This window comes from Bradyrhizobium sp. 33ap4, from assembly GCF_032654765.1.
GTDB classification, from domain to species: domain Bacteria; phylum Pseudomonadota; class Alphaproteobacteria; order Rhizobiales; family Xanthobacteraceae; genus Bradyrhizobium; species Bradyrhizobium australafricanum.
Window position 1 is genome coordinate 167,512 of the sequence record NZ_JAUMTJ010000007.1, and the last position, 25,833, is coordinate 193,344.

21 protein-coding genes and 1 pseudogene are annotated in these 25,833 nt (G+C 64.0%); 13 read left to right on the forward strand and 9 right to left on the reverse strand.

Going from position 1 to position 25,833, the window contains the following annotated elements; genetic code table 11:
• Positions 1–116: 116 nt before the first annotated feature.
• Positions 117–959: a glucose 1-dehydrogenase gene (locus Q2M23_RS07880; RefSeq protein ID WP_316395251.1), complete on the forward strand. Its 843-nt coding sequence runs from the start codon at positions 117–119 to the stop codon at positions 957–959.
• A 481-nt stretch (positions 960–1,440) separates the two neighbouring features.
• Here Q2M23_RS07880 and Q2M23_RS07885 read toward each other — a convergent pair whose 3' ends face one another.
• A complete protein-coding gene (locus Q2M23_RS07885) occupies positions 1,441–2,682 on the reverse strand; it encodes an LLM class flavin-dependent oxidoreductase (protein ID WP_316395252.1) in 1,242 nt (413 codons plus the stop codon).
• Positions 2,683–2,954: 272 nt separating this feature from the next.
• Here Q2M23_RS07885 and Q2M23_RS07890 point away from each other — a divergent pair, with 272 nt between their 5' ends.
• A complete protein-coding gene (locus Q2M23_RS07890; RefSeq protein ID WP_316395253.1) occupies positions 2,955–4,361 on the forward strand; it encodes an MFS transporter in 1,407 nt (468 codons plus the stop codon).
• Between the two features lie 210 nt (positions 4,362–4,571).
• Positions 4,572–5,747 (forward strand): PHB depolymerase family esterase, encoded by a 1,176-nt coding sequence (locus Q2M23_RS07895; protein ID WP_316395254.1) that lies wholly within the window; start codon positions 4,572–4,574, stop codon positions 5,745–5,747.
• On the opposite strand, the gene Q2M23_RS07900 is transcribed toward Q2M23_RS07895, so the two are convergent.
• Positions 5,748–6,416: an MBL fold metallo-hydrolase gene (locus Q2M23_RS07900; RefSeq protein WP_057015387.1), complete on the reverse strand. Its 669-nt coding sequence runs from the start codon at positions 6,414–6,416 to the stop codon at positions 5,748–5,750.
• 175 nt (positions 6,417–6,591) lie between these two features.
• Between Q2M23_RS07900 and Q2M23_RS07905 the strand changes: the two genes are divergently transcribed.
• Positions 6,592–7,404 (forward strand): RMD1 family protein, encoded by an 813-nt coding sequence (locus Q2M23_RS07905; protein WP_316395255.1) that lies wholly within the window; start codon positions 6,592–6,594, stop codon positions 7,402–7,404.
• 120 nt (positions 7,405–7,524) lie between these two features.
• Positions 7,525–9,132 (forward strand): alpha-amylase family glycosyl hydrolase, encoded by a 1,608-nt coding sequence (locus Q2M23_RS07910; protein WP_316395256.1) that lies wholly within the window; start codon positions 7,525–7,527, stop codon positions 9,130–9,132.
• On the opposite strand, the gene Q2M23_RS07915 is transcribed toward Q2M23_RS07910, so the two are convergent.
• On the reverse strand, positions 9,120–10,820 hold the full coding sequence (locus Q2M23_RS07915) for an alpha-amylase family protein (protein WP_076824628.1): 1,701 nt from the start codon (positions 10,818–10,820) through the stop codon (positions 9,120–9,122). The genes Q2M23_RS07910 and Q2M23_RS07915 overlap by 13 nt on opposite strands.
• 217 nt (positions 10,821–11,037) lie before the next feature.
• On the opposite strand from Q2M23_RS07915, the gene Q2M23_RS07920 reads away from it, so the two are divergent.
• Positions 11,038–11,520 (forward strand): MmcB family DNA repair protein, encoded by a 483-nt coding sequence (locus Q2M23_RS07920; RefSeq protein ID WP_057015390.1) that lies wholly within the window; start codon positions 11,038–11,040, stop codon positions 11,518–11,520.
• Positions 11,521–11,847: 327 nt separating this feature from the next.
• On the opposite strand, the gene Q2M23_RS07925 is transcribed toward Q2M23_RS07920, so the two are convergent.
• Together Q2M23_RS07925 and Q2M23_RS07930 are read right to left on the reverse strand one after the other, a co-directional pair.
• Complete coding sequence (locus tag Q2M23_RS07925; RefSeq protein ID WP_016845514.1) at positions 11,848–12,402, reverse strand: ActR/PrrA/RegA family redox response regulator transcription factor; 555 nt, start codon at positions 12,400–12,402, stop codon at positions 11,848–11,850.
• Positions 12,403–12,536: 134 nt separating this feature from the next.
• On the reverse strand, positions 12,537–13,856 hold the full coding sequence (locus Q2M23_RS07930; RefSeq protein ID WP_168858264.1) for an ActS/PrrB/RegB family redox-sensitive histidine kinase: 1,320 nt from the start codon (positions 13,854–13,856) through the stop codon (positions 12,537–12,539).
• 141 nt (positions 13,857–13,997) lie between these two features.
• On the opposite strand from Q2M23_RS07930, the gene Q2M23_RS07935 reads away from it, so the two are divergent.
• The 4 genes from Q2M23_RS07935 (at position 13,998) to Q2M23_RS07950 (ending at position 18,120) form a co-directional block, all read left to right on the forward strand.
• Positions 13,998–14,804 carry an ABC transporter ATP-binding protein gene (locus Q2M23_RS07935; RefSeq protein ID WP_316395257.1) on the forward strand — a complete coding sequence of 269 codons (807 nt, stop codon included), beginning with the start codon at positions 13,998–14,000 and terminating at the stop codon, positions 14,802–14,804.
• Positions 14,801–15,625 carry an ABC transporter permease gene (locus tag Q2M23_RS07940; RefSeq protein ID WP_057015392.1) on the forward strand — a complete coding sequence of 275 codons (825 nt, stop codon included), beginning with the start codon at positions 14,801–14,803 and terminating at the stop codon, positions 15,623–15,625. Before Q2M23_RS07935 ends, Q2M23_RS07940 begins: the two co-directional genes overlap by 4 nt.
• Positions 15,626–15,753: 128 nt before the next feature.
• A complete protein-coding gene (locus Q2M23_RS07945; RefSeq protein ID WP_028341465.1) occupies positions 15,754–17,082 on the forward strand; it encodes a polyhydroxyalkanoate depolymerase in 1,329 nt (442 codons plus the stop codon).
• Positions 17,083–17,280: 198 nt separating this feature from the next.
• Positions 17,281–18,120, forward strand: coding sequence for a SprT family zinc-dependent metalloprotease (locus tag Q2M23_RS07950; RefSeq protein ID WP_316395258.1), 840 nt, complete (start codon positions 17,281–17,283; stop codon positions 18,118–18,120).
• A gap of 259 nt (positions 18,121–18,379) precedes the next feature.
• Here the strand turns inward: Q2M23_RS07950 and Q2M23_RS07955 are convergent, their stop codons facing one another.
• Positions 18,380–20,635 carry a penicillin-binding protein 1A gene (locus Q2M23_RS07955; RefSeq protein WP_316395259.1) on the reverse strand — a complete coding sequence of 752 codons (2,256 nt, stop codon included), beginning with the start codon at positions 20,633–20,635 and terminating at the stop codon, positions 18,380–18,382.
• A 247-nt stretch (positions 20,636–20,882) separates the two neighbouring features.
• Between Q2M23_RS07955 and Q2M23_RS07960 the strand changes: the two genes are divergently transcribed.
• Positions 20,883–21,308 carry a DUF1330 domain-containing protein gene (locus Q2M23_RS07960; protein ID WP_016845520.1) on the forward strand — a complete coding sequence of 142 codons (426 nt, stop codon included), beginning with the start codon at positions 20,883–20,885 and terminating at the stop codon, positions 21,306–21,308.
• A 211-nt stretch (positions 21,309–21,519) separates the two neighbouring features.
• On the opposite strand, the gene Q2M23_RS07965 is transcribed toward Q2M23_RS07960, so the two are convergent.
• The 3 genes from Q2M23_RS07965 to Q2M23_RS07975 all read right to left on the reverse strand — a co-directional run bounded on the left by Q2M23_RS07965 (position 21,520) and on the right by Q2M23_RS07975 (position 24,914).
• Positions 21,520–22,746: an ABC transporter substrate-binding protein gene (locus tag Q2M23_RS07965; RefSeq protein WP_316395260.1), complete on the reverse strand. Its 1,227-nt coding sequence runs from the start codon at positions 22,744–22,746 to the stop codon at positions 21,520–21,522.
• A 381-nt stretch (positions 22,747–23,127) separates the two neighbouring features.
• The gene (locus tag Q2M23_RS07970) at positions 23,128–24,348 is read right to left on the reverse strand and encodes an ABC transporter substrate-binding protein (protein ID WP_316395261.1); all 1,221 of its coding nucleotides are present in this window, start codon (positions 24,346–24,348) and stop codon (positions 23,128–23,130) included.
• A gap of 203 nt (positions 24,349–24,551) precedes the next feature.
• Positions 24,552–24,914 carry a DUF1304 domain-containing protein gene (locus Q2M23_RS07975; RefSeq protein ID WP_083714868.1) on the reverse strand — a complete coding sequence of 121 codons (363 nt, stop codon included), beginning with the start codon at positions 24,912–24,914 and terminating at the stop codon, positions 24,552–24,554.
• Between the two features lie 190 nt (positions 24,915–25,104).
• Here Q2M23_RS07975 and Q2M23_RS07980 point away from each other — a divergent pair, with 190 nt between their 5' ends.
• Together Q2M23_RS07980 and Q2M23_RS07985 are read left to right on the forward strand one after the other, a co-directional pair.
• The gene (locus Q2M23_RS07980; protein ID WP_210262929.1) at positions 25,105–25,629 is read left to right on the forward strand and encodes a methylated-DNA--[protein]-cysteine S-methyltransferase; all 525 of its coding nucleotides are present in this window, start codon (positions 25,105–25,107) and stop codon (positions 25,627–25,629) included.
• 69 nt (positions 25,630–25,698) lie between these two features.
• A pseudogene (locus Q2M23_RS07985) lies at positions 25,699–25,833 on the forward strand (IS5/IS1182 family transposase); the annotation flags it as partial.

Genomic DNA, 25,833 nt, shown 5'->3' on the forward strand with positions numbered 1-25,833 from the left:
GTAGTGGCCTTCTGGCCACAGGCGGACCTCGCGACCGTGGCGGCTTGCAAGTACTTGTATTGGCAGCAGGAGCTGGGGAATATCCGCAACATCATACGTAAGTTGAGGGGACCGACATGGGACGGCTGGACGGCAAGGTCGCGGTGATCACAGGGGCGACCAGCGGCATCGGGCTGCGCACGGCGGAGATCTTTGTCGCGGAGGGCGCGAAGGTCGTGATTGCCGGGCGTCGCGCGCCGGAGGGCGAGGCACTGGCGCAACAGCTCGGCGAGACCTGCGTGTTCCGTCAGACCGATGTCACGGTCGAGGAACAGATGCAGGCGCTGATCGCGCTTGCGGTCGAGAAGTTCGGCCGGATCGACTGCCTGTTCAACAATGCCGGCGGCCCGGCGCAGACCGGGGGCATCGAAGGCCTCGACGTCGAGCGGTTCGACGCCGCGATGGCGACGCTGGTGCGCAGCGTCATGCTCGGCATGAAGCATGCCGCGCCCTACATGCGCAAACAGGGCTTCGGCAGTATCATCAACAATGGCAGCATCGCCGGACGGCTCGCCGGCTTCTCGTCGTCGATGGTCTATGGCGCCGCGAAGGCCGCGGTGATCCATTTCACCAAATGCGTGGCAATGGAGCTCGGCGAGTCCGGCATCCGCGTCAACTCGATCTCGCCCGGCGCGATCGCCACCGGCATTTTCGGCAAGGCGCTCGGATTGTCGACGGAAGCAGCCGAGAAGACCGCGGCCGTGATGCGCGAGGTCTACAAGGCGGCGCAGCCGATCCCGCGCGCCGGACTGCCCGACGACATCGCGCATGCCGCGGTGTTCCTGGCGAGCGACGAATCGAGTTTCATCAACGGCCATGACCTCGTCATCGACGGCGCCATCACCGGCGGCCGCAACTGGAGCCAGCAGCAGGCCGGCTACGTCGCGCTGCGCAAGGCGTTCGATCAGGGGGCGGGGTAGCAGTATCCGTCATTGCGAGCGGAGCGACTTGTCCGCTGAAGCCTTGGCGAAGGCGGAAGCAATCCATAGCGTGCACTGCCGATTCCTTCAGGGCGAGGAGAAAGTATGAAGTGCGTCTTGATCACGGGCATGTCTGGAACGGAGAAATCGTCCGCGATCGAAGAGTTGGTCGCGCGAGGTCATCAGGCTTACGACCTTGACACATTCGAATGGTCTCACTCGCATGCGGCATGTGCGGGTGATGACGCCGCATTGTTTGGCGTTTGAAGCGCAAACCATCCCCACCGTCGTCCCGGCGCAGGCCGGGACCCATAACCACGAATGGTGATTGTTGCCCAATGCTGGAAGGACGAGCCCCTTTCACAACACCCGCCGCGGCGTATGGGTCCCGGCCTGCGCCGGGACGACGGCGGTGGGTGTGGCGCGAGCTGGCGTTCTTTCTTCCTCCAGCGCTTTTTCTTCCTCCAGGAAGGATCACAAATCACGCCTTCTGTTTAGCCGCGGCCTTAGTAAGATCCGGTGCGTTCACAGCGGGGATCGCGACGCGGCCGGGGCCGGTTTGCTGGAGGGCGGCGGCGGCCTTGTCGTTCTGCATGATCTTGGCCATGACAGCCTGGCCGGCGCGCTCGAACGCGGCGCGGTTGTCGATCAGGAACTGGCGCGACTTGCGCAGGCCGTCGATATAGCCGTTGATCTCGGGCACGACATAGCGCGCGACCATGTCCCAGCTGCGGCGGGTGTTTTCCGGATTGGCCCAGTCGTGCGCGAAGCCGATGATCGAGCCGACGCCGCCGGAGACATCGACCAGGTTCTTGATCATCTTGATCAGATCATCCGGCGTGCCGATGGTGGACGCGGCGCCTTCGACGAACGCGGTCTTGTCGACGGCCTCATCGGGCGAGGAGAATGCGGTCAGGCCCGGCCGCATCAGGGTGCCGACGTTATATTCGTTGTGCCAGCGCATCAGCCCGGCGCCGGCCTCGCGCCGCGCCTGTTCGCGGGTCTCGGCGATGTGCCAGGACAGCAGCACGCGCCAGTTGGCGCGGCTCACCGTGGTGCCGGCCTTCTTGGCGGCATCCTCGGCGAACTGCCATTGCTGCGGCAGCGCCATCAAGCCCTGGGTCGACATCGAGCCCAGCGAGATGATGCCGATGCCGTATTTGCCGGCGAGCGTCATGCCCGACGGCGAGATCTGCGAGGCCACCACGAACGGCATGTCCTCCTGCAGCGGCAGGATCTGCAACGCGGCGTCGTGCATCTCGAACCAGTCAGTCTTGGCGGTGACGCGCTCGCCGTTGAACAGGCGGCGGATCACCGCGATCGCCTCGTCCTGGCGATCGCGCTGGGTCATCGGGTCGATGCCGAGCGTGTGGGCGTCGGAAGCGAGCGCGCCGGGGCCGGAGCCGAAGATGGCGCGGCCGCCGGTCATGTGGTCGAGCTGCACCATGCGCTGCGCGACGTTGAAGGGGTGGTGATAGGGCAGCGAGACCACGCCGGTGCCGAGCTTGATGCGCTTGGTGCGCTCGCCGGCGGCGGCCAGGAACATTTCCGGCGAGGCGATGGTCTCCCAGCCCGAGGAGTGGTGCTCGCCGCACCAGAATTCGTCGTAACCGAGCGCGTCGAGCTGCTCGACGAAATCGAGGTCGCGGCGGAATTGCAGCATCGGATGCTCGCCGATCGGGTGATGCGGGGCGAGGAAGGCTCCGAACTTGAGGCGCGCCATGGGTCGTTCTCTCCGGACTATTGTTATCGGGGGCTTTCCGCCAACCTACGGGGTGGCCCGGGGCAAGGCAATGCTCGGGGGTTGCGGCGGTCGCATGGTTGTTGCGCAAATCGGCGGCGATTGCCGCCGTCCGGAATGTTTCCTAGCGCGTCAACGCAAATTGGCAGCCGGGGCTCGAGCGTCTGTGATCCCGGGCTTACCTCGCAGGTAATCGAAGCGATGACCGGAATCTGCTGATGTCCGCTATAACGTCATTTCGGGCAGGACAGGACATGCACCAGATCGTTTCGACGCGAGCGGACACGTCCCGCCGCTGGTGGGTGCTGGCGATCGTAGTGTCGGCGCAATTCATGTTCGGGGTCGATGCCTTCATCGTCAACGTCGCGATCCCGACGATCGCGGCGGAGCTGCACGCGACGCCGGCAGAGATCGAGGCCGTGATCGCGATCTACCTGATCGCCTATGCCACGCTGGTGGTCACCGGCGGCCGGCTTGGCGACATCCATGGCACCAGGAACGTGTTCATCGCCGGCGTCGCCGGATTCTCGGTGACCTCGCTGTGGTGTGGTCTCGCGCAGTCCGGACCAGAGCTGATCATCGCCCGGCTGGCGCAGGGTGCGACCGCGGCGCTGATGGTGCCGCAGGTGCTGGCGACGCTGCATCTGTTGTTCTCGGACGCCGCCCGCGCGCGGGCGTTCGGCATCTACGGCATCGTGCTGGGGCTCGCCGGCGCCGCCGGCTTCATGCTCGGCGGCGTGTTGGTGACGCTCGACCTCGCCGGGCTCGGCTGGCGCGCGGTGTTTTTCGTCAACGTGCCGTGCGGCGTCGTCATCATCGCGGCGGCATTGAAGATCATGCCGACGGTGCCGCGCCGGGCCGGCACGCGGCTCGATATCCCGGGCGCGATCGTGCTGTTCGCGGGCCTGCTGTGCCTGATCGGTCCGCTGCTGTTTGGCCATGATCTCAACTGGCCGGCATGGGTCTGGCTGGTGATGGCCGTGGGCATCGCTGTGATCGCGACCTTCGTGCGGCTCGAGCGGTCCGTCGCGCGCCGCGGCGGCATGCCGCTGATCGATCTGTCGCTGCTGTCGGATCGCGCCTTCATGCGCGGCCTGGTCGCGGTGTTTTTCTTCTTCTTCGCCAACCTGTCGTTCTACCTGATCATGACCATGTTCATGCAGAAGGGCTTGCAGATTCCGCCGCTACGGGCCGGGCTGGTGTTCGTGCCGCTGGCGCTGACCTTCGTGGTTGCCTCGCGTCACAGCGGCGTGCGCGCAAGGCATCGCGGCACGCTGGTGCTGATCGAGGGCTGTGCGCTGCAGATCGTCGGTCTCGCCGTGCTCGTCGCGACAATTGAGGTGGTCGCGGCACCGTCGGCACTGCTGCTCGCGCTGGCGCTGATGATCTTCGGCTACGGCCAGGGGCTTGTCATGGCGCCATTGTCGAGCGCGGTGCTCGCGAGCGTGCGGCCCGCCAGCGCCGGTGCCGGCTCCGGCATGTACGGCACGACGACGCAGATCGGCAACGCGGCCGGCGTTGCCGCGATCGGCGCAGTCTTCTTCGCAATCGAGAGTACGATGTCAGCACGTCTGGCGCTGTTTGCGGCATGCGCATTGTTTGTGCTGTCGATCGCAATTTCAGCCGCATTTCTGTCATGGATGCGCCGCGCCACGGCGTGAATCCGGCGCCACGCGGCGCGCATTCCTGAAAAGTTGGTGCTCAAACAAGGTGCTATGGCAACTATTTCGGCCGGCTCGCAGCGCGATCACGCATTAACGCCGATTCTCACAAATTCCGCAGGGAAAGACAGCACACGGCCTTTTCATTTTGCAGTGCAGCAATTATCTGATCGGGTGACACAGAAGACTAAATCACCTCAGGAGTTGCTGTTGTCCCTGATCAACAACGTCGAATTTCTGCGTCATCTGCCGAAGATGAACGCGTTCAGCGGCCTTGGCGCACTCGCGCCGGCCGTGCCGACGCCGCTCGTCGAGACGACCGAATTCGGCATCAACCCCGGCGATCTGAAGATGTTCTCGTTCGTGCCCGCGCAGCTGGCGCGGTCACCCGCGCTCGTCGTGGTGCTGCATGGCTGCGGCCAGACTGCAGCGTCCTACGATCTCGGCGCCGGCTGGTCGGCGCTTGCGGCGCATTACGGCTTCGCACTGCTGATGCCGGAGCAGCAGGCGTTGAACAACGGCAACACCTGCTTCAACTGGTTCAACCCGCAAGACATCGCGCGCGGGCAGGGCGAGGCCGCGTCGATCAGGCAGATGATCGCGCATCTGGTCGGCACGCATGAGATCGACCCGCGCCGCATCTATGTGACGGGTCTGTCCGCCGGCGGCGCGATGGCCTCGGTCATGCTCGCGACCTATCCGGATGTGTTCGCGGCCGGCGCCATCATCGCCGGCCTGCCGTTCGGCGTCGCCGCCGATCTGCGCGAAGCGCTGCACGCGATGATGCATGGCAGCGCGCTCTCCGCGCCCGAGCTCGGCGGTCTGGTGCGCAACGCGTCGACGCATGGCGGCGCCTGGCCGAAGATTTCGGTGTGGCACGGCAGTGCCGACCGCACCGTGCATCCCGGCAATGCCGATGCAATCGTGCGGCAGTGGCTCGACGTGCACGGCCTGCCGCTTGCCGCGATGTCGAAGGCGGATGTCGACGGCCATCCGCGCGAGGTGTGGTGGAACGCCGACGGCGAAACGCTGGTCGAGTCCTACACCATCGCCGACATGGCGCATGGCACGCCGCTCGGGCTTGCCGACAATGACGAGCGCTATGGCGTGGAGGGCGCGTTCCTGATCGAGGCCGGGATCTCCTCCTCCTATCACATCGCGAGCTTCTTCGGCCTGACCGACAAGGTCCGTCAGCCGCATATCGCGCCGACCGGAATTCCGCGCGAGCGCGCCGACACGGTTTCGATGACGGTACCGGTGCCCGCGGCCGAGCCGGAGGTGGCATCCGGCCGCAAGAGCGATCGGCCGCGCAAGCGACGGAGCAAGGGTGTCGATGTCGGCGGCGTCATCACGCGGGCGCTCACCGCCGCGGGGCTGATGAAGTAGCTACATCTCGCCGGTCAGGAACGGATTCGTCATCCGCTCCTGGCCGATGCTCGATCCGGCGCCATGGCCGCAGATGAAGCCGACATCGTCGCCGAGCGGCAGCAGCTTGTCCTTGATCGACTGGATCAGCGTCGGATGGCTGCCCCCGGGCAAATCGGTGCGTCCGACCGAGCCGGCGAACAGCACGTCGCCGACATGGGCGAAGCGCAGCTCCTTGTTGAAGAACACCACGCTGCCCGGTGAGTGGCCGGGGCAGTGCAGGATGTCGAAGGTGAGGTCGCCGATCGAGACCTGATCGCCCTCATCGAGCCAGCGGTCTGGCCCGAAATTGCGTACCCCGGTCATGCCAAAGCGCGCGCCGCTCGAGACGACATTGTCGAGCAGATATTTGTCGGCGATGTGCGGGCCCTCGATCTTGACCTGCAGCGCATCGCGCAGTTCAGCAGCGCCGCCGACATGGTCGATATGACCGTGGGTCAGCCAGATCTTCTCGACCGTCACGCCGGTCTGCTTGATCGCGGCCTGGATCTTCGGCACGTCGCCGCCCGGGTCGATCACCACGGCCTTCTTGGTGGGCTCGTGCCAGATGATGGTGCAGTTCTGCTCGAACAGCGTCACCGGCACGATGATCGCGCCGGCCTTCGGTTTGGTGTCGGTTGTCTCGTTCATGGGGGCACCATAGGCTTCCGGGAAACGTCGTCAACACGCGCTGGAAATGCGGCTGCCCCGGCGTGTGATCCCAAAACGGACCGTGATAAGGTCACCTCCAGCAGAAGAAGTTCGTGAGCGGGCCGGTACGCGGCTGCTCTCGATCATGATTCAAGTCATCGCAGTCCGGAACTTCATGACCCAGGCTTCCAAATCACCGCTCGGCGAACCCCGGACCACCGCGCGCGCCTTCTTCGTCGCGGATCGCATCAACACGTCGGGCCTCGAGCGCGGCGACGTGCTGGCCACGACGCCGCTGGCGTTTCGCGTCAATGAAAACGGCGTGGCGATCCTGTTCCGCTACGGCGTCGTCGTGCTGATCGGCCTCAATGCGCTGGAGGAGGATGAATTCCTGCGCAGCCTGCAGTCGCGCATGACCGGCCTGTTCACGCGGCGCGAGGAGGAGATCGCAATCATCGAGCTCGCCGCCGAGAAGGAGGATCAGATTCCGCCGGGCGGCCCGATCTATCTGCAGGGCCTCTCGCCGGAGCGGCTGATCCTGGTCGGCGAGGCGTTGGCGAAAAGCGTGGTGCTGGCGCGGCACGAGCGCGAGGTCCGGGCAGTCTTCGACACGACCGAGCCGCTTGCGCGTGAGCTCGCCAAGGGCGGCCGCGTCCATCGCGGCCGCGTTGCGATCCTCAAGCACATCGGCAACGCGCTGCTGGTGCGGCATCGCGTGGCCGGACCGGTGGAAGTGTCGGAGAAGCCCGATATCCTCTGGGACAAGCCGCAGCTCGAGCGCCTCTACGCCAGGCTCGAGGACGAGTATGAATTGAAGGAGCGTGCGGAGTCGCTGAACCGCAAGCTCGCAGTCGTCGCCGAAACCGCGCAGGTGCTGACCGACATCATCGACACCAGCCGCTCGCTGCGGCTGGAGCTGATCATCGTCTTCCTGATCCTGTTCGAGGTGCTGATCACCATCTATCAGCTGGCGATGGCCCGGCATTGAACGGGCTACAGCGGCCGAATCCGGCCATCTTTCCGTCCCGAATTGTGCGTCATCCCTGAACCGATCGGCCACTCCGGGCGCGGAGCGGCCTGGGCCGGGCTGCGAGCTTGGGGGGACGGGATGGATCAGGACAGCAGGGACTGGTGGCGGCGCGGCATTTTCTATCAGGTCTATCCGCGCTCGTTCGCGGATAGCGACGGTGACGGCGTCGGCGATCTCAAGGGGATCATCACGCGGCTGCCCTATCTGATGCGGCTTGGCGTCGACGCGGTCTGGCTGTCGCCGATCTTCCCGTCGCCGATGGCCGATTTCGGTTACGATATCTCCGATTACACCGGCATCGACCCGCTGTTCGGGACGATGGAGGATTTCGACGCGCTGGTCGCGGCCGCGCACGATTCCGGCCTCAAGCTGATCCTCGATCTGGTGCCGAACCACACATCCGACCAGCACCAATGGTTCATCGAGGCGAAGAGCTCGCGCGATAACTCTAAGCGCGGCTGGTACATCTGGCGCGATCCGGCACCGGACGGCGGCCCGCCCAACAACTGGCTGTCCGAGTTCGGCGGCAGCGCCTGGGCGTATGACGAGGCCTCAGGCCAATACTATTATCACGCCTTCCTCGCGCAGCAGCCCGATCTCAACTGGCGCAATCGCGAGGTCAGGGACGCGATCTACGACGTGATGCGCTTCTGGCTGCGCAAGGGTGTCGACGGTTTTCGCGTCGACGTGATCTGGCACCTGATCAAGGATGCCGACTTCCGCGATAACCCGACAAACCCGCATTATCGCGCTGGCCGACCGCCGCACGAGAAGCTGCTGACGCAATATTCGACCGATCAGCTCGAGGTGCACACCGTCATCACCGAGATGCGCGGCGTCACCGAGGAATTCGACAACCGCGTGCTGATCGGCGAGATCTATCTGCCGCTGCATCGGCTGGTCGCCTATTACGGCAACGATCTGCGCGGCGCGCAGATGCCGTTCAACTTTGCGCTGCTGTCGACCTTGTGGAGCGCGCGATCGGTCGAGATGATCATCGCCGACTACGAAAAGGCGCTGCCGCCGGGGGCATGGCCGAACTGGGTGCTCGGCAACCACGATCGGCCGCGGGTGGCGAGCCGGGTGGGGCCGGCGCAGGCGCCGGTCGCCGCGATGCTGCTGCTGACGCTGCGCGGCACGCCGACGCTCTATTACGGCGACGAGATCGGCATGCGCCAGGTTGCGATTGCGCCGGATCAGGTGCGCGATCCCTTCGAGAAGAACGTGCCGGATATCGGCGTCGGCCGTGACGGCTGCCGCACGCCGATGCAATGGAGCGCCGAGCGCCATGCCGGCTTCTCGACGGCTCCGCCGTGGCTGCCGCTGGCGCAGGATTTTGCCAGCGACAATGTCGCAAGTCTCGAAGCCGAGAGGACGTCGATCCTCAATCTCTACAAGGCGCTGATCGCGCTGCGGCGAAGGCTGCCGCAGCTCGTCCATGGCAGCTATGAGCCGGTGGCGGCGCACGGTGATGTGCTGCTCTACCGGCGGCGCAGCACTGAGGGCGTCGCCGTGATCGCGCTGAACTTCGGCGCGGCCGCCGCGTCGGTCTCCTCGAGCGCGATCGGCTTCAGCAATGAAGTCCTGCTGTCGACCTTGATGGATCGGCAGGGCGAGAAGGTCGAAGGCGTGCTCGATCTGCGCCCCAATGAGGGCGTGATCCTCGGACCACATCAGGACGATTGACGCCGGGTGCGGGGCTCCATGGTATCGATGTCGCTGCGCTTGAGCAGATAGTCGAGCCCACCGACCCGATACCAGCGATAGCCGTAGGCCTCGATCAGAAGCTTGTGGCGACCGGCCTCGTCGGCGCGGCTGTGGTCCTCGGTCAGGAGATTGACGAGGAGTTTGCCGGCGTCGTCGGGCAGACCGACGTTGAACGATATCTCGAGCGGCTTTTCCGCGAAGTTGTGCACGAACAGCACCGAGTTGTTACGCCAGTCGTACCGGATGATCAGGATGGCGGGGTTTCGGCTTGCGATAACCTTGAAATCTCCCCAGCCGACCTCGGGGACTTCCTTGCGCATGCGGACGATGCGCTCGGTCCAGTTCAGCATCGAATTGGGGTCGCGCCGTTGCTTGGCCGCGTTGACGTGCTCATAGCCATACGGTCCATTGTCGATGACGGGCACACATGGCCGATCGCTCTCGGTGAAGCCGGCGTGTGGCTCGGTCGACCATTGCATCGGTGTGCGCGCGCAACCGCGTTCGGGCAGGTCGAGATTGTCGCCCATGCCGAGCTCATCGCCGTAGCGGATCACGGGCGTGCCGGGAAGCGTGCACATCACGCTGTAAGCGAGCTCGATGCGTCGGCGGTCGCCGCCCAGCATGGGCGCAAGCCGTCGCCGGATGCCCCGGTCGTAGAGCTGCATGCTCTTGTCGGCACCGAATGCCTCGAACACCGTCTCGCGCTGCGGCTTCGACAGGCGGCCGAGGTCGAGTTCATCATGATTGCGCAGGAACAAGCCCCATTGTGCGGTCGCGGGCCGTGGCTTGGTCGCCGTCAGTGCCTTCGCCAACGGCTTCGTATCCGCCGACGCCAGCGCGTAGAACAGATGCTGATTGACATGGAAGTTGAACATCATGTGCATCCGGTCGCCGTCACGCCCGAAATATTCCATGTCCGTCTCGGGCAATACGTTGGCTTCAGCGAGGATGATCGCGTTGCCCTGGCGCCATTGCAGGAATTCCCGAAACGATCGCAGCATGTCGTACTGCTCGACCGGCTTGCGCCTGGAGGCGCCCTTGGTCGCGATCACGAAGGGCACGGCGTCCATGCGGAAGCCCGAGACGCCGAGCTGAATCCAGAACCCCATGATCTTGAGGATCTCGGCTTGCACATGCGGGTTCGATGTGTTGAGGTCCGGCTGGAAATCGTAGAAGCGATGAAAGTACCAGGCGCCGGCTTGCTTGTCGCGCGTCCAGGTCGATTTCTGAACGCCGGGAAACACCATGCCGGTGTTGGCATTGGCGGGCTTCCTGTCCGACCAGACATACCAATCGCGGTACGGCGAGTCCTTCGAGCTGCGCGCCGATCGAAACCAGTCGTGCTGATCCGAGGTGTGATTGACGACGAGGTCGATGATGACGCGGATGCCGCGCTGCTGGCAGCCATGGGTAAATTCAACGAAATCGCCCAGCGTGCCGTAGCGCGGATCGACGTCGTAATAATCCGAGATGTCGTAGCCGTCGTCCCTGTTGGGCGAAGGCTGAAACGGCATCAGCCAGATCGCGGTGATGCCGAGCCCGTGCAAATAGTCCAGGCGCCGGAGCAGACCGCTGAAATCACCGATGCCATCGCCGTTGGCATCCATGTAGGTGCCAACCGACAGGCAGTAGATCACTCCGTTCTTGTACCAGAGGTCGTCGATCACCAGGCAATCCTCTCCAGTCCCACCCGTGGCGGCGGCCGGGAGGATAAGCGGTGAAGCGGCGACGGGTTCCTGCGGAGCGCCGTCCCGCAACAGAGCCGGACGACGCTCCGCGCCGGCCTGACGCTGCCGCGCTCTATCGGTTGGGCATGATCTTCGTGGAAAGCCGGCTTTCACTTTTCCGGATCATGCTCTCGTGGAATCGGCTAATCTTCGCGCAATGGACTCATCCGCCCGCCAGATCGCGCTTGTGCCCGCGTCCGACCGACGCCAGTCGGAGACCGCGCTTGCGATCGCGCGCGGAACGACGAGGCTTCTGAGATCGCTGGGATTTTCCTGCATCAGCGAATTGCCGCTGCCGTCCGGCCGAAGAGCCGATCTGGTCGCGCTGAACGAGCGCGGCGAGATCTGGATCGTTGAGATCAAGTCATCGGTCGAGGATCTGCGCGCCGACCAGAAATGGCAGGACTACCGGATGCATTGCGACCGGCTGTTCTTCGCCTTCACGCAGGATCTGCCGTGCGAGATCTTTCCCGTCGACACCGGTTTGATCATCGCCGACGCCTATGGCGGGCATCTGCATTGCGAGGCGCCGGAGCATCGCCTGCCGGCGGCAACCCGCAAGGCGATGACGGTGCGCTTTGCCATGGCCGCGGCGCAGCGCATCAACCGCCTGGTCGATCCGCAGGGGCACGAGTTTTAGCGAAGAACATTGCTGCCCCGTCATCCCCGCGCAAAGGCCTCGCCTTTGTCGCCGGAGGCGCGAGCGCAGCGAGCCTCGAAGGATGAATCGGCCCGGCTGGTGACCGTCGACCCTTCGAGACGCGCGCAAGGGCGCGCTCCTCAGGGTGACGGACAGCTTTGTTGGATTCCGTAGGATGGGTAGAGCGAAGCGAAACCCATCAGCTTCGGGACACCGGGAGAGAGGATGGGTATCGCTTCGCTCCACCCATCCTACGAAGCTGCCCACCCTACAAAAGCAAATGGCCGGGACGAGCCCGGCCATCGCGAAAACAAATGAAGCGATCGCTTAGCGCGGTGCGCGCTTGGCGAGGATGCGCTGCAAGGTGCGGCGGTGCATGTTGAGGCGGCGCGCGGTCTCCGAGACGTTGCGGTTGCACATCTCGTAGATGCGCTGGATGTGCTCCCAGCGCACACGGTCCGCCGACATCGGATTGGCCGGCAGCTCGGACTTCTCGGTGCCGGTCGCGAGCAGCGCGGCGACGACGTCATCGGCGTCGGCGGGCTTCGAGAGATAATCGACGGCGCCCATCTTCACCGCGGTGACGGCGGTGGCGATGTTGCCGTAGCCGGTCAGCACGATCGCGCGCGCCTCGGGGCGCTTGCGCTTCAACGCCGAAACGACGTCGAGGCCGTTGCCGTCGCCGAGGCGAAGATCGACGACTGCGAAAGCGGGCGCGGCGCGGCCGATCTCGGCGAGACCATCAGATACCGTGTCGCATGACTTCACCGCGAAACCCCGCGTCTCCATCGCGCGCGACAGCCGTTCCAGGAACGGCTTGTCGTCCTCGACGATGAGGAGCGAGCGGTCGGCATGGTCATTCAGTTCAGTAATGGCGTTCACGATCCATTTTTCCCTGTGGCAGACCCCTAATATATGGGGTCCTACTGCGGCGCTGCCAAGGCAGCCGAAAGTCGCGTGCTCGTCCGGAAAGAGCAATGCATCCGTAATGCCAGGGTTGCGATTAAGAATCGTTCTTAGGATTCGGTTTCGTCGCCCGGCGCGGATTCCTCAAAGCGCTCGCGCGGCCAGACGATCTGCACCACGGCGCCGTGATCGGGAAAGGTGCGATTGGTAAACGACACCTTGGCGCCGGTGCGTTCCAGCAGCGTCCTTGCGATGAAAACGCCCAGACCGAGGCCCCCACGTGGGTTTTGGGCCTCATCCGCACCTCGGCGACGCGACAGATACGGCTCGCCGATCCGCTTCAGCATGTCGGGCGCGATGCCCGGACCGTCGTCGGAGACGACGACTTCAACGGTCTCGGCGTTCCACCACGCGTTCACCTCGACGGTCTGGTGCGCGAAATCGACCGCATTTTCGAGAATGTTTCCGACGCCATAGAGGATCGCCGGATTGCGCGCGGCGACCGGTTCAGGCGTTGCTGCGACAGCAAGCCGCACCTTGATGTTGATGCCGAAATCGCGATGCGGCGCCACCGCCTCCTCGATCAAGGTCGACAGCTTCATGGTGTCGAACGGCGCACCGCTCGATGACAATTGCGCGATCTTGCTCAGGATGTCGCGGCAGCGCTGCGCCTGCTCACGCAGGGTCTTGAGGTCGCCGGCGATCGCCGCGTCATGCACCGTCTTCTCGAGCTCGCGCGAGATCAGGAAGATCGTCGACAGCGGCGTTCCGAGCTCATGCGCGGCGGCGGCGGCGAGGCCGTCGAGCTGAGTCAGGTGCTGTTCGCGTGTCAGTACCAGTTCAGTCGCGGCCAGCGCATCGGAGAGCTGGCGCGCTTCCTCGGTCACCTGGAATGCGTACAGACTGGTGACACCGATCGCGAGTAGGATCGAAAGCCAGACGCCGATCAGATAGATCGGCGGCAGTACCAAGGGATCGTCGGCATCCCAAGGCAGCGGCAGATGATAGAAGAACAGCGCCGAGGCGCAGGCGACCGCAAGGCAGCCGAGCGCGATCGTCAGCCGGATCGGCAGCACGGTGGCCGAGATCAGGACCGGCGCCAGGAACAGGAACGAGAACGGGTTCTGCAATCCGCCGGTGAAGTACAGGAGCCCGCCGAGCTCGACGATGTTGAAGGCGAGCAGGGCGGCGGCATAGGCCGGCTCCAGCCGCTGCATCGGGTTGAAGGCGATCTGCAGTGCAAGATTGAGCAGCGCCGAGAACGTCACGATGGTGACGCAGGGGACGATCGGAACGTCGAATTCCAGTCCCTGCGCCACGATGAAGATGGCGACGAGCTGGCCGAGCGCGGCGAGCCAGCGCAGCCGCAGGATCGTATCCAGGCGGACGTAGCGGCGGGGTTGGCGGAAATCGGAAGCGACGTCGGTCATCCCGGGACCTTAGCTGTGCCGTGGGCGGCGCACAAATTCGCGACTTAGCGCAACGATGCAGGGCGAGCCTTTAATTACCGCCAAGCCTTTAATTACCGCCGAGCCTTGCGCTTATTGTCGCAATGGCTCAATGACGGCCATATGCAACAGGTCGGGACAGGTCAGAGGCAAGCTCCGGCGGCTGAACAAGGCGAGTCGGCCGCGATCGACGTCGCGCATCTGGTCAAGGTCTACAAGACCACTCGCGCGGTCGACGATATCTCGTTCCGCATCGCGCGCGGCAGCATCACCGGCCTGCTCGGCGGCAACGGCGCCGGCAAGACCACGACGATCGCGATGATCATGGGCCTGGTGCTGCCGACCTCGGGCAGCGTCGAGGTGCTCGGTGCACGAATCCCCGAGCAGCGCTACGACGTGCTCGGCCGGATGAACTTCGAAAGCCCCTACGTCGACATGCCGATGCGGCTCACGGTGCGGCAGAACCTGACCGTTTTCGGGCGCCTTTATGCCGTGCAGCGTTTGCGTGAGCGGATCGACCAGCTCGCCGACGATCTCGATCTCAAGGAATTCCTCGACCGCTCCAACGGCAAGCTCTCTGCCGGGCAGAAGACCCGCGTCGCGCTGGCGAAGGCGCTGATCAACGAACCGGACCTCTTGCTGCTCGACGAGCCGACCGCCTCGCTCGACCCGGATACCGCCGACTGGGTGCGGCAGCATCTCGAGACCTATCGCAAGACCCATAACGCGACCATCCTGCTGGCGTCACACAACATGCTGGAGGTCGAGCGCCTCTGCGACCGCGTCATCATCATGAAGCGCGGCAAGATCGAGGACGACGACAGCCCCGACCGGATCATGGCGCGCTACAACCGCGACACGCTGGAAGAGGTGTTTCTCGACGTGGCGCGCGGCCGGGTGCGGGAGGGCGCGCCAGAGGACACACCATGAGCGAACTCGTCAGCCAGCACCAGCACACCATTTCACTGCAACGCATCAACGCGATGGTGCTGCGCTATTGGTATCTCCTGATGTCGTCATGGCCGCGGCTGCTGGAGCTGGTCTACTGGCCGGCATTGCAGATCATCACCTGGGGCTTCCTGCAGAATTACATCTCGCAGGCATCCGGCTTCTTCGCCAAGGCGGGCGGCACGCTGATCGGTGCCGTGATCCTGTGGGACATCCTGTTCCGGGGGCAGCTCGGCTTCTCGATCTCGTTCCTGGAGGAGATGTGGGCACGCAACCTCGGCAACCTGATGATGAGCCCGCTGAAGCCGATCGAATTCCTGCTCTCGCTGATGATCATGAGCCTGATCCGGCTCGCCATCGGCGTGATCCCGATGACGCTGCTGGCGCTGTTCTTTTTCGGCTTCAACTTCTACGCCATCGGGCTGCCGCTGATCGCGTTCTTCTGCAATCTGATCTTCACGAGCTGGTCGGTCGGCGTGTTCGCCTCGGGCCTCGTGCTGCGCAACGGGTTAGGGGCGGAAAGCATCGTCTGGACGCTGATGTTCGCGGTGATGCCGCTCGCCTGCATCTACTATCCGGTCGAGGTGCTGCCGGCCTGGCTGCAAGCTGTCGCCTGGACGCTGCCGCCGACCTATGTGTTCGAAGGCATGCGCTCGCTTCTGATCGATCACGTCTTCCGCGCCGACCTGATGGCGTGGGCGCTGGTCATCAACGCGTTCCTGTTCGCTGCCTCTTTTGCGATCTTCCTTGCCCTTTTGCAGAGCGCCAAGCGCAACGGGTCGCTGCTCGGCGGTGGTGAATAAATGTCACTTTCTCGTGGATTCTCGGCCTTTTAGCCCGATATCGCCCCCAGATTCGGCTCGCGGCGCATTGACGCATTGTTACGCATTGGTCAGTATGCTGCGGCGCAAAACAGGGGTCTGAAAATACTATGCCCATCGGTGAATTTGGCGGTGCCCCGCCACTAGCGGCGGAAGGCAGCCCGGCACTCACGACGCCGTTGTACTGGATGTACGAGATGGCGCATGCGTCGCTCAATCCGGTGCGCGCGGTAACCGACGCCACCAAGATCCTGTTTCAGAACCCGCTCAATCCGTGGACTCACACCGAGTTCGGCAAGTCGATCGCCGCCGGTTGTGAGCTGTTCGAGCGCACCACGCGCCGCTACGGCAAGCCGGAATGGAACCTGCCGACGACCGAGGTCAACGGCATCCGCACTCCGGTCGAGGTCCGTTCGATCTGGGAAAAGCCGTTCTGCCGCCTGCTGCATTTCGATCGCAAGCTGACGCGCCCGCTGCGCTCGCCGCAGCCGCGCGTGCTGATCGTGGCGCCGATGTCGGGTCACTATGCGACGCTGCTCCGCGGCACAGTCGAGGCGTTCCTGCCGACCCATGAGGTCTACATCACCGACTGGGCCGACGCGCGCATGGTGCCGCTCGCGGCTGGCCGGTTCGATCTCGAGGACTATGTCGACTACCTGATCGAGATGCTGCACGCGCTCGGCGGCAATATGCATGTCATCGCGGTGTGCCAGCCTTCGGTGCCTGTCGTGGCAGCGGTTTCGGTGATGGAAGCCAACAACGATCCGTTCGTGCCGCTGTCGATGACGCTGATGGGCGGGCCGATCGACACCAGGCGCAATCCGACCGCGGTCAACAACCTCGCCGAAGAGCGCGGCATCGAGTGGTTCCGCAACAATGTCATCACCAAGGTGCCGTTCCCGCATCCGGGCGTGATGCGTGACGTCTATCCGGGCTTCCTGCAGCTCAATGGCTTCATCAGCATGAACCTCGACCGGCACATGGATGCGCACAAGGCGCTGTTCGCCAATCTGGTCAAGGGTGACGGCGATCTCGTCGACAAGCACCGCGAATTCTATGACGAGTATCTCGCGGTGATGGATCTCACCGCCGAATATTACCTGCAGACCGTCGACCTCGTCTTCGTCAAGCACGCGCTGCCGAAGGGCGAGATGACCCATCGCGGCAAGCCGGTTGATCCGTCGAAGATCCGCCGCGTCGCGCTGATGACGGTCGAAGGCGAGAAGGACGACATCTCAGGTCTTGGCCAAACCGAGGCGACGCACGCGCTCTGCACCGCGATCCCGAACCATCGCCGCGTGCATTACGTGCAAAAGGGCGTTGGGCACTATGGCGTGTTCAACGGCTCGCGTTTCCGCTCCGAAATCGTGCCGCGGATCTCCGATTTCATGGTTTCGGCGGCCAATACGCGACTTTCGCTGGTCGCCGCCGCCGAATAGGTATCGCCCCGGCCGCGATTTTCGCGGTCGCGCAAGTCGCTGATTTAACTAAAAGAATCCCAAATCGGGCAAGGCCAAAAGGGTGAATGTAATTTCATTCTTTGGGCCTTTTTCGTAACCTTGATTCATCGGAAAAATTCCGGTTCCAGCCCCTGCCTGTAGAGGTCAATTAACGTCCGACCCCTGTATATTGGGCAAATGATTTGTTTTTGCGCCGAGCGCTTTCCCTGGCGGCGGATATGGCAAAGTTCGGGCGAACTCCTGCTCCCCGGACTCTCAGAAATGGCTACTCGCGCGCTCCTCTATCGGCGGCCTGCCGAACCCGCGACCGTATTGGTCAGACACGGCTCCCAGTTCTTCACCGTCAGGTTGCGCCGGCATAGGCGCGCGCGCCGCTACACACTCAGGATACATCCAACCGATCGTGAAGCGATCCTGACGATGCCGCCGCGCGGCACGATTCCGGAAGCCAAGGAGTTCGCCAATCTCCATGGCGGCTGGATCGCCGCCCGTCTTGGCCGCTTGCCGAAGGCCGCGCCGTTCCAGCCCGGCACCGTGGTGCCGTTGCGCGGCGTGCCGCATCGCCTGGTGCACCGCTCGGGCGAGCGCGGCACGGTGTGGACCGAGACGCGCGACAGCGGCGAGAGGATCATTTGCGTCGCCGGCGGCGTCGAGTACATGGATCGCCGCGTGCACGACTTCCTCAAGCGCGAGGCGCGCAAGGACCTGCAGAAGGCGGCGCAGCTTCACGCCGCGGAACTCAGCGTGCGGGTACGCCGGATCTCGATCCGCGATCAGTCCAGCCGCTGGGGCTCGTGTACTTCGGCGGGTTCGCTGTCGTTCTCATGGCGGCTGATCCTGGCGCCGCCCTTCGTGCTCGATTACCTCGCCGCGCATGAGGTCGCCCATCTCGTCGAGATGAACCACTCGGCGCGGTTCTGGCGGGTGGTCGACAAGGTCTGCGCGTCGGTAACGCGCGCCAAGAACTGGCTCGACACCTACGGCAACGACCTGCACCGCTACGGGATCCAGGAGTAGGGCGCGCTGTTCGCCCCGAACGTTGCTGTCATCGTCCGCGAAAGCGGGCGATGCAGTATTCCAGAGGCGTTTGTCTTCAATCCAGGGGCTGAGGCGTACTGAATCCCCCGCCTTCGCGGGGGATGAGGGCTTGAGTGCGTAGCCCGGATGGAGCGTAAGCGTAATCCGGGGCAGCTTTCATCGATGGCGTGACTGGTCCCGGATTACGCTTCGCTTCATCAGGGCTACGGAGCAACGCGATCCGTCCGCCTACCGACTTCTACCGAAACAACCGATCCGCCAGCCAGCCGTCCAGTCCGGCCGCAGCCTCGGGCCGCGCGTTCGGGTTGGGTGGCGCCGAGGCGCGGGCCGGCGTCGGCGGTGGCGGGCGATAGTAACCGCCGGATGGTACCGGCGCGGGCGGTTGCGATGCCTGCATCGGTGGCTGAATCTGCATCGGTCCCGCCGGCGCTGACGGCGCGGTGACCTGTGACGAGATCTGCATCAGGTTCGCCGGCCCCCAGCTGCCTTGCGAGTTCGGGATCGCCGCGACCGGCACGCCCTGATGCGCCGCCTTCATGAAGCGGGTCCACACTTCGACCGGCAAGCCGCCGCCGGTCGCCTTCTTGGTCGGTGAATTGTCGTCATTGCCGAGCCAGACGCCGGTGACGAGCTTGGCGGTGTAGCCGATGAACCAGGCGTCGCGATAATCCTGGCTGGTGCCGGTCTTGCCGGCGGCTGTCCAGCCCGGGATTTCCGCCTTGCGCGCGGTGCCCGAGATCAGCGTCTCGCGCATCATGCTGTTCATCATCGAATCGTAGCGCGGCTCGATCACCTGGTTGGGCGGATCGGTCGGACGGTCATAGAGCAGCTTGCCCGAACTGGTCTTGATCTTGGTCACCACATGCGGCGAGATGGCGTAGCCGCCATTGGCGAACGGCGCATAGGCGCCGACCAGCTCGATCACCGAGACTTCCGAGGTGCCGAGCGCGATCGAGACGTTGGGCTCGAGCTTGGAGGAGATGCCGAGCCGGTGCGCGGTGCGCACCACATTCTTGGCGCCGACCTCGACGCCGAGCCGCACCGCGACCGTGTTCAGCGACATTGCCAGCGCCTGGGTCAATGTCACCGAGCCGAAATATTCGTGGGTGTAGTTCTCCGGCTTCCAGCCCTTGATGTCGAGCGGCGCGTCGGTGCGGATGGTGTCCGGTGTCAGTCCTGCTTCGACCGCGGTGAGATAGACGAACGGCTTGAACGCCGAGCCCGGCTGCCGCTTCGCGGTGACCGCGCGATTGTACTGGCTCTCCGAGTAGTTCCGGCCGCCGACCATGGCGCGCACCGCGCCGTCCGGTGTCATCGCCACCAGCGCGCCCTGGCTGACATTGAACTTCACGCTTTTGGCGGCGAGCTCATCGATGATGGCGGCTTCGGCGACATTCTGCAGCTTCGGATCGATCGTGGTCTGCACCACGATGTCCTGGTCGATCTGGCCGACCAGATCGTCGAGCACTTCGCCGATCCAGTCGGCGACATAGTTCACGGTGCCGGCGCCGGCCGGCTTCACCGCAATCGAGGGCTGACCGATCGAGGCCTTGGCCTGCGCCTCGGTGATGAACTTGGCATCGGCCATCGCCGCCAGCACGACCTGCGCGCGCTGCTCGGCGCCTTCAGGGTTGCGATTTGGTGCCAGCCGCGACGGCGACTTGACAAGGCCGGCCAGCATCGCGGCTTCCGGCAGCGTCACGTTCTTCGCCGACTTGCCGAAATAGCGCTGCGCGGCGGCCTCGACGCCATAGGCGCCGGACCCGAAATAGACCCGGTTGAGGTAGAGCTCGAGGATCTCGTTCTTGGAATGCTTGCGCTCCAGCCAGAGCGCGAGCTCGGCTTCCTGCAGCTTGCGCTGCATGGTGCGCTCCTGGGTCAGGAAGAGGTTCTTGGCGAGCTGCTGGGTCAGCGTCGAGCCGCCCTGCGAGACGCCGCGGTGCAGGAGGTTGGTCACCGCCGCGCGCAGGATGCCAACCGGGTCGACGCCGTAATGCGAATAGAAGCGGCGGTCCTCGATCGCGATGAAGGCCTTCGGCAGATAGGGCGGCAGATCCTTCAACGCGATATTGGCGCCGGCCATTTCGCCGCGCTGCGCCAGCACGCTGCCGTCGATGCCGACGATCTGGATCGTCGGCGGACGCTTGGGAATCTCCAGCGACTGGATCGGCGGCAGATGCGCGCCGACCCACACCACGACACCGATCACCGCAATGCCGGCCCACAGGCCGAGCACCGCGGTCCAATAGAACAGGCGGCCGATGCCAAAGCCCCGCGACTTGCTGCGCCGCTTGCTGCCGCTGCGCGACGGGCGCGGTTTCTCGCTACCGGAATCGCTGCTCTTGTCGCTGCTCTTGGGTTTGGATTTGGCGGGCTTGTCGTCGCCGCCTCCGGGAATGCGATCGGACGGCGACAGCCGAAGGTCGGCAAGCGCGGCCGGAAGCCCGAACAGCGGCTCCTTGCGCGCACCGCCTTTTTTCCGTCCCCACGCCATCCGCAACGCTCACACCCTGACAGGGACGCACGCTAGCGTTCCCGGTTTAAGGGGCGGTTACGCAAAGCTTAACGGGGCATTAGGAGGTGAGGCAGCGCGTGCTACATAAGGAGCATGATCAGGAAAAGTGGGCACCGGTTTTCCCTCGCGACAAACGCGGAGCGTTTGCGCGGAGATCATGCTCAAACAGGATGGAAGAGCGCGATAGAGCGATCGCGCTAGGGAACAAGAAACGAAGGAGCACCGCATGGGCCATATCGATCCGACCAAGGACGTTTTCGCGCAGTTCCGGGACAACAACCGGCCGGGCCCGATCCACATGCTCAACCTGGTGCGCCTGCGCGAATGGGCCGCCTATCCCGACGGCCGCAAGGCCACCGGCGCGGAGGCTTATGCGGCGTATGGCCGCGAGAGCGGGCCGGTGTTCGAACGGCTCGGCGGCCGCATCGTCTGGCAAGGCCGCTTCGAGCTGATGCTGATCGGACCGCAGGAGGAGCGCTGGGATCACTGCTTCATCGCGGAATATCCAAGCGTCGCCGCCTTCGTCGAGATGATCCGCGATCCGGTCTATCGCGAGGCGGTGAAGCACCGCCAGGCCGCGGTGGACGATTCCCGCCTGATCCGCCATGCCGTGCTGCCGGTGGGGAAGAATTTCGGCGAGATTCCGAAGTAGGCGCGTAAAAATCGATGGGTCGCGGCGATCTCCATCCCCGTCATGCTGAGGTGCGAGCGGAACGAGCCTCGAAGCATGCACGGCCCCGCTGGTGGCCGTCGACCCTTCGAGACGCGCCTCGCGCTCCCCAGGGTGACGGTGATAGGACATCCCCGCAAACAAATCGGCGGCCTGGAGGCCGCCGATTGCATTTCAAACCTGCGCGAACCGACTAGCCGGCCGGGCCGGCGTCCTCGAGGATCGGGCCGAACAGCTCCCAGCGCTCGCCGTTGAAGCGCATCATCTGCAGCTGCTTGTTGACGCGATAGTCGTTCGGCGCGGTGTTGCCCTTGATGCCGGGCAGCGCCATGTCGAGCTCGACATTCTTCAGGTTGGTCGCCTGCTTCAGCACGTTGTCGCGGGTCAGGTCGTCGCCGCACTGCTTCAGCACATGCACCATCAACTGGGCGGTCGAGTAGCCATAGGTGTTGAAGTTCGAGTTCTTGTCGCCGTCGGGATAGTATTTGGCCATGAAGTCGAAATAGCGCTTCATGCCCGGATCGTCCTTCCACTGCGGATCGGCCGGATCCTTGCCGTAATTGGTGCTGATCAGGCCCTTGGAGGCTTCCAGGCCCGCCGGCTGCAGCACGGCGCCGACCGAGGTCGCGTTGATGTCGACGATGTGGATCGGGTGCCAGCCGAGCTCGGCGATCTTCTTGATCGCCTGCGCCGCCTGCTTCGGCGTCGAGGCCGAGAAGAACAGGTCGGCGCCGGCGTCCTTGATCTTGATCACCTGGGAATCGATGGTCGGGTCGGAGACCTCGTAGGAGGCTTCGCCCACGATCATCTTGGCGGCCTTGTCGCCGAGCCCGGCCTTGATGCCGTTCAGATAATCCTTGCCGAGGTCGTCGTTCTGATAGAGCACGCCGATCTTGGCGTTGGGGTGCTCCTTCAGGATGTACTGGCCGTAGATGCGGCCTTCGACGAAGTAGTTCGGGTTGAAGCCGAGCGTCCAGGGGAAGTTCTTCGGGTCGGTGAACTTCGAGGCGCCGGTGGCGGCAAACAGCTGCGGCACCTTCTTGGCGTTGAGATATTTCTGCACGGCGGCGTTCGACGGCGTGCCGACGATCTGGAAGGTCAAGAGCACCTCGTCGCTCTCGACGAGCTTGCGAACCTGCTCGACGGCCTTGGGCGGCGAATACGCGTCGTCATACTGGATCAGGTTGATCTTGCGGCCGTTGATGCCGCCCTGATCGTTGATCATCTTGAAGTAGGCCGCCTGGGTCTTGCCGATCGAGGCATAGGCGGAGGCCGGTCCGGAGAAGGGGACGGTCTGGCCGATCTTGATCTCGGTGTCGCTCGCGCCCGGATCGTACTTCTTCTGCGCAAAGGCCGACGTTGCTGACAGCGCGATCGCGAGCGCCGTTCCCGTGACCAGGTGGAAAATCCCGTTCCTCATAGTGCTGTTTCCCTCACGTGACTGATGGTTGGCCGATGATCTTGTCCGCGGGTTCAAGGTCCCGCGGCCGCCATCGCTGGGCCGGGATAGTGGAGGAACCGTTATTGCAACGCAAGACGAGCGCTGCCGAAAAGGTGAGCGATTTCAGTCAACCAAAGTAGGGGGCGTTGCGAAAAGGTGGGTGGAGCGGCGCGAAGGTGGGGGCCCGCTTTACCTCGCCCCCGCCTGCGGGGAGAGGTCGCATCGCATCGAAGATGCGATGCGGGTGAGGGGGAGTCTCCGCGGGGGCAGCTAATGCAGCGGTGCGCGGAAGCAGCCCCTCACCCCGACCCTCTCCCCGTAAGAACGGGGAGAGTGAGTGAAGTCTCGTCCCGACCGCGGCTAGCCCGCCGGTCCGGTGTCCTCGATGATCGGGCCGAACAGCTCCCAGCGCTCGCCGTTGAACTTCATCATCTGCATCTGCTTGTTGATGCGGTAGTCGTTCGGCCCCGTCGTGATCGACATGCCCGGCAGCGCGAGGCTCGGCACGAACTTCTTCAGGCTGGTCACCTGCTTCATCAGGTTCTCGCGGGTGAGGTCGTCGCCGCACTGCTTGAGCACCTGGATCAGGAGCTCGGCCGTCGAGTAGCCGTAGGTGTTGACGGTGTTGAGCTTGTCGCCTTCCGGATAATACTTGTCCATGAAGGCGAAATAGGCCTTCACGCCGGGATCGTCCTTCCATTGCGGGTCGGCGGGGTCCTTGCCGTAATTGGTCGAGATGATGCCCTTGGAGATGTCGAGACCGGCCGGCTTCAGCGTCGCCGACACCGGGCTCGCATTGATGTCGAGGATGTGCACCGGGCTCCAGTTGAGATCGGCGATCTTGCGGATCGCCTGCGCGGCGAATTTTGGTGTCGAGGCGTCATAGACCAAATCGACCCCGGCGGCCTTCAGCTTCACGATCTGGGAATCGACCGTCGGGTCGGTCAGCTCGTAGGACACCTCGGTGACGATCATGCTGGCGGCCTTGTCGCCGAGCCCGCTCTTCAGGCCGGTGATGTAGTCGCGGCCGAGATCGTCGTTCTGGTAGAAGATGCCGATCTTGGCGTTGGGGTGATTGGCCAGGATGTATTTGGCGTAGATGCGTCCCTCGGACTGGTAGTTCGGGTTGAACGCGATCGTCCACGGCGCGTTCTGCGGGTCGGAGAAGCGCGAGGCGCCGGTGGAGGCGAGCAGCTGCGGCACCTTCCTGGCATTCAGATATTTCTGCACGGCGGCATTTGACGGCGTGCCGATGATCTGGAACGTGAACAGCACCTCGTCGCCCTCGACAAGCTTGCGCACCTGCTCGACCGCTTTCGGCGGCGAATAAGCGTCGTCATACTGGATCAGGTTCAGCTTGCGGCCGTTGATGCCGCCCTGATCGTTGATCATCTTCATGTAGGCCGCCTGGGTCTTGCCGATGCCGGCATAGGCGGATGCGGGGCCGGAGAACGGCACAGTCTGGCCGATCTTGATCTCGGTGTCGGTCGCGCCGATGTCGTATTTCTTCTGCGCGGTGGCCGATGTAACCGACAACGCGATCGCAAGCGCCGTCGCAGCGAGCAATTGCACGCTTCTCATGTCCGTGACCTCCCTGTTGCCGGTGATCTTGTCCGCAAGCTCAGGCCGGCGGATGTCACCGTTGCACGGGATGATGGAGGAACGGCTGGGCCATTGCAAGACGATGCACCCTGCGCGCGATGTCGCGTTTGAGCATGGTCCGGAAAACTGTGAAGCGGTTTCCGAGCGGATCATGCTCAAGAAAACAAAAGCGCGCCCGCGCTTTAGGCCAGCCAGAGCTGGATCAGCGCCAACGCAGCGGGAGCCGCCTGCACATAAAGAATGCGGCGGCTGACGGTGGCGGCGCCATAGGCACCGGCGACGATCACGCAGAGCAGGAAGAATGTCTTGATCTGGAACGCGAAGGCCGGATTGCCATGTACGAGGCCCCAGATCAGTCCGGCGGCGAGGAAGCCGTTATAGAGCCCCTGATTGGCGGCGAGCACCGCGGAATCGTTTGCCTTCTCGATCGAGTTGCGAAACGTCTTCAGCCCGAGCGGCTTGGTCCAGAGAAACATCTCGAGCACAAGGAAATAGACGTGCAGCATGGCCACCACCGCGACCAGAACATTGCCAAGCAACAACATATTGCGGCCCCCCAAAGCTTCGGTTCTGATTGAATCAGAATCGAAGCTCAAGATTCTTGTTTTGGCGCGTTTTCTTCACGCGAACCGGTCTCCGCTTCGCTCGAAAAACGCTCTACCCAGAATTCGGGTGGACGCTAGCATGCGGGCGGTGAATTGTATGCTGGCCGATCTGCTTGCCCGAGATATGACAATGGCCGACCGCAGGACTCCACAGACCTTCAACCTCGACCGCCTCAAGACCCCGATCGGCACCGCGCTGCTGGTGACCGATGACGACGGCGTGCTGCGCGCGCTCGACTGGGACGATTATGAAGGGCGCATGCTCGACCTGCTGCGGCTGCATTATGGCGCCGTGACGCTGCGGGACGGCCACGCGCCGGCTGCGATGCGCAAGGCGCTCGGCGATTACTTCAAGGGCGATCTCGATCGTCTCACCGATGTCGAATGGCGCGTCGCCGGCACGCCGTTCCAGCAGAAGGTCTGGCACGCGCTGCCGAACATTCCGCACGGCACCACCATGAGCTACGGCGCGCTGGCGGCGAAACTGAACGCGCCGAATGCGATGCGCGCGGTCGGCCATGCCAACGGCTCCAACCCGATCAGCGTCGTCGTGCCATGTCATCGCCTGATCGGCGCCAACGGCTCACTGGTCAAATATGGCGGCGGGCTGGAGCGCAAGCGCTGGCTGCTACGCCACGAGGGCGTGGAGGTCTAGGTGGTGTGGACTCTAAGGATTCCCTTTTAGGCGCAAATCAGATTCAAGGCTGCTTTTGGGGAGGCCGCCTTGGGTGTGATGGACCGTTTGGTATTGAGCGACGCGACATGGGAGCGGATGGCGCCGTTGATCATCGGCCGGCCTGACCAGAAGGGTTCGACCGGACGGGACAACCGGATGTTTGTGGAGGGCGTACTTTGGATC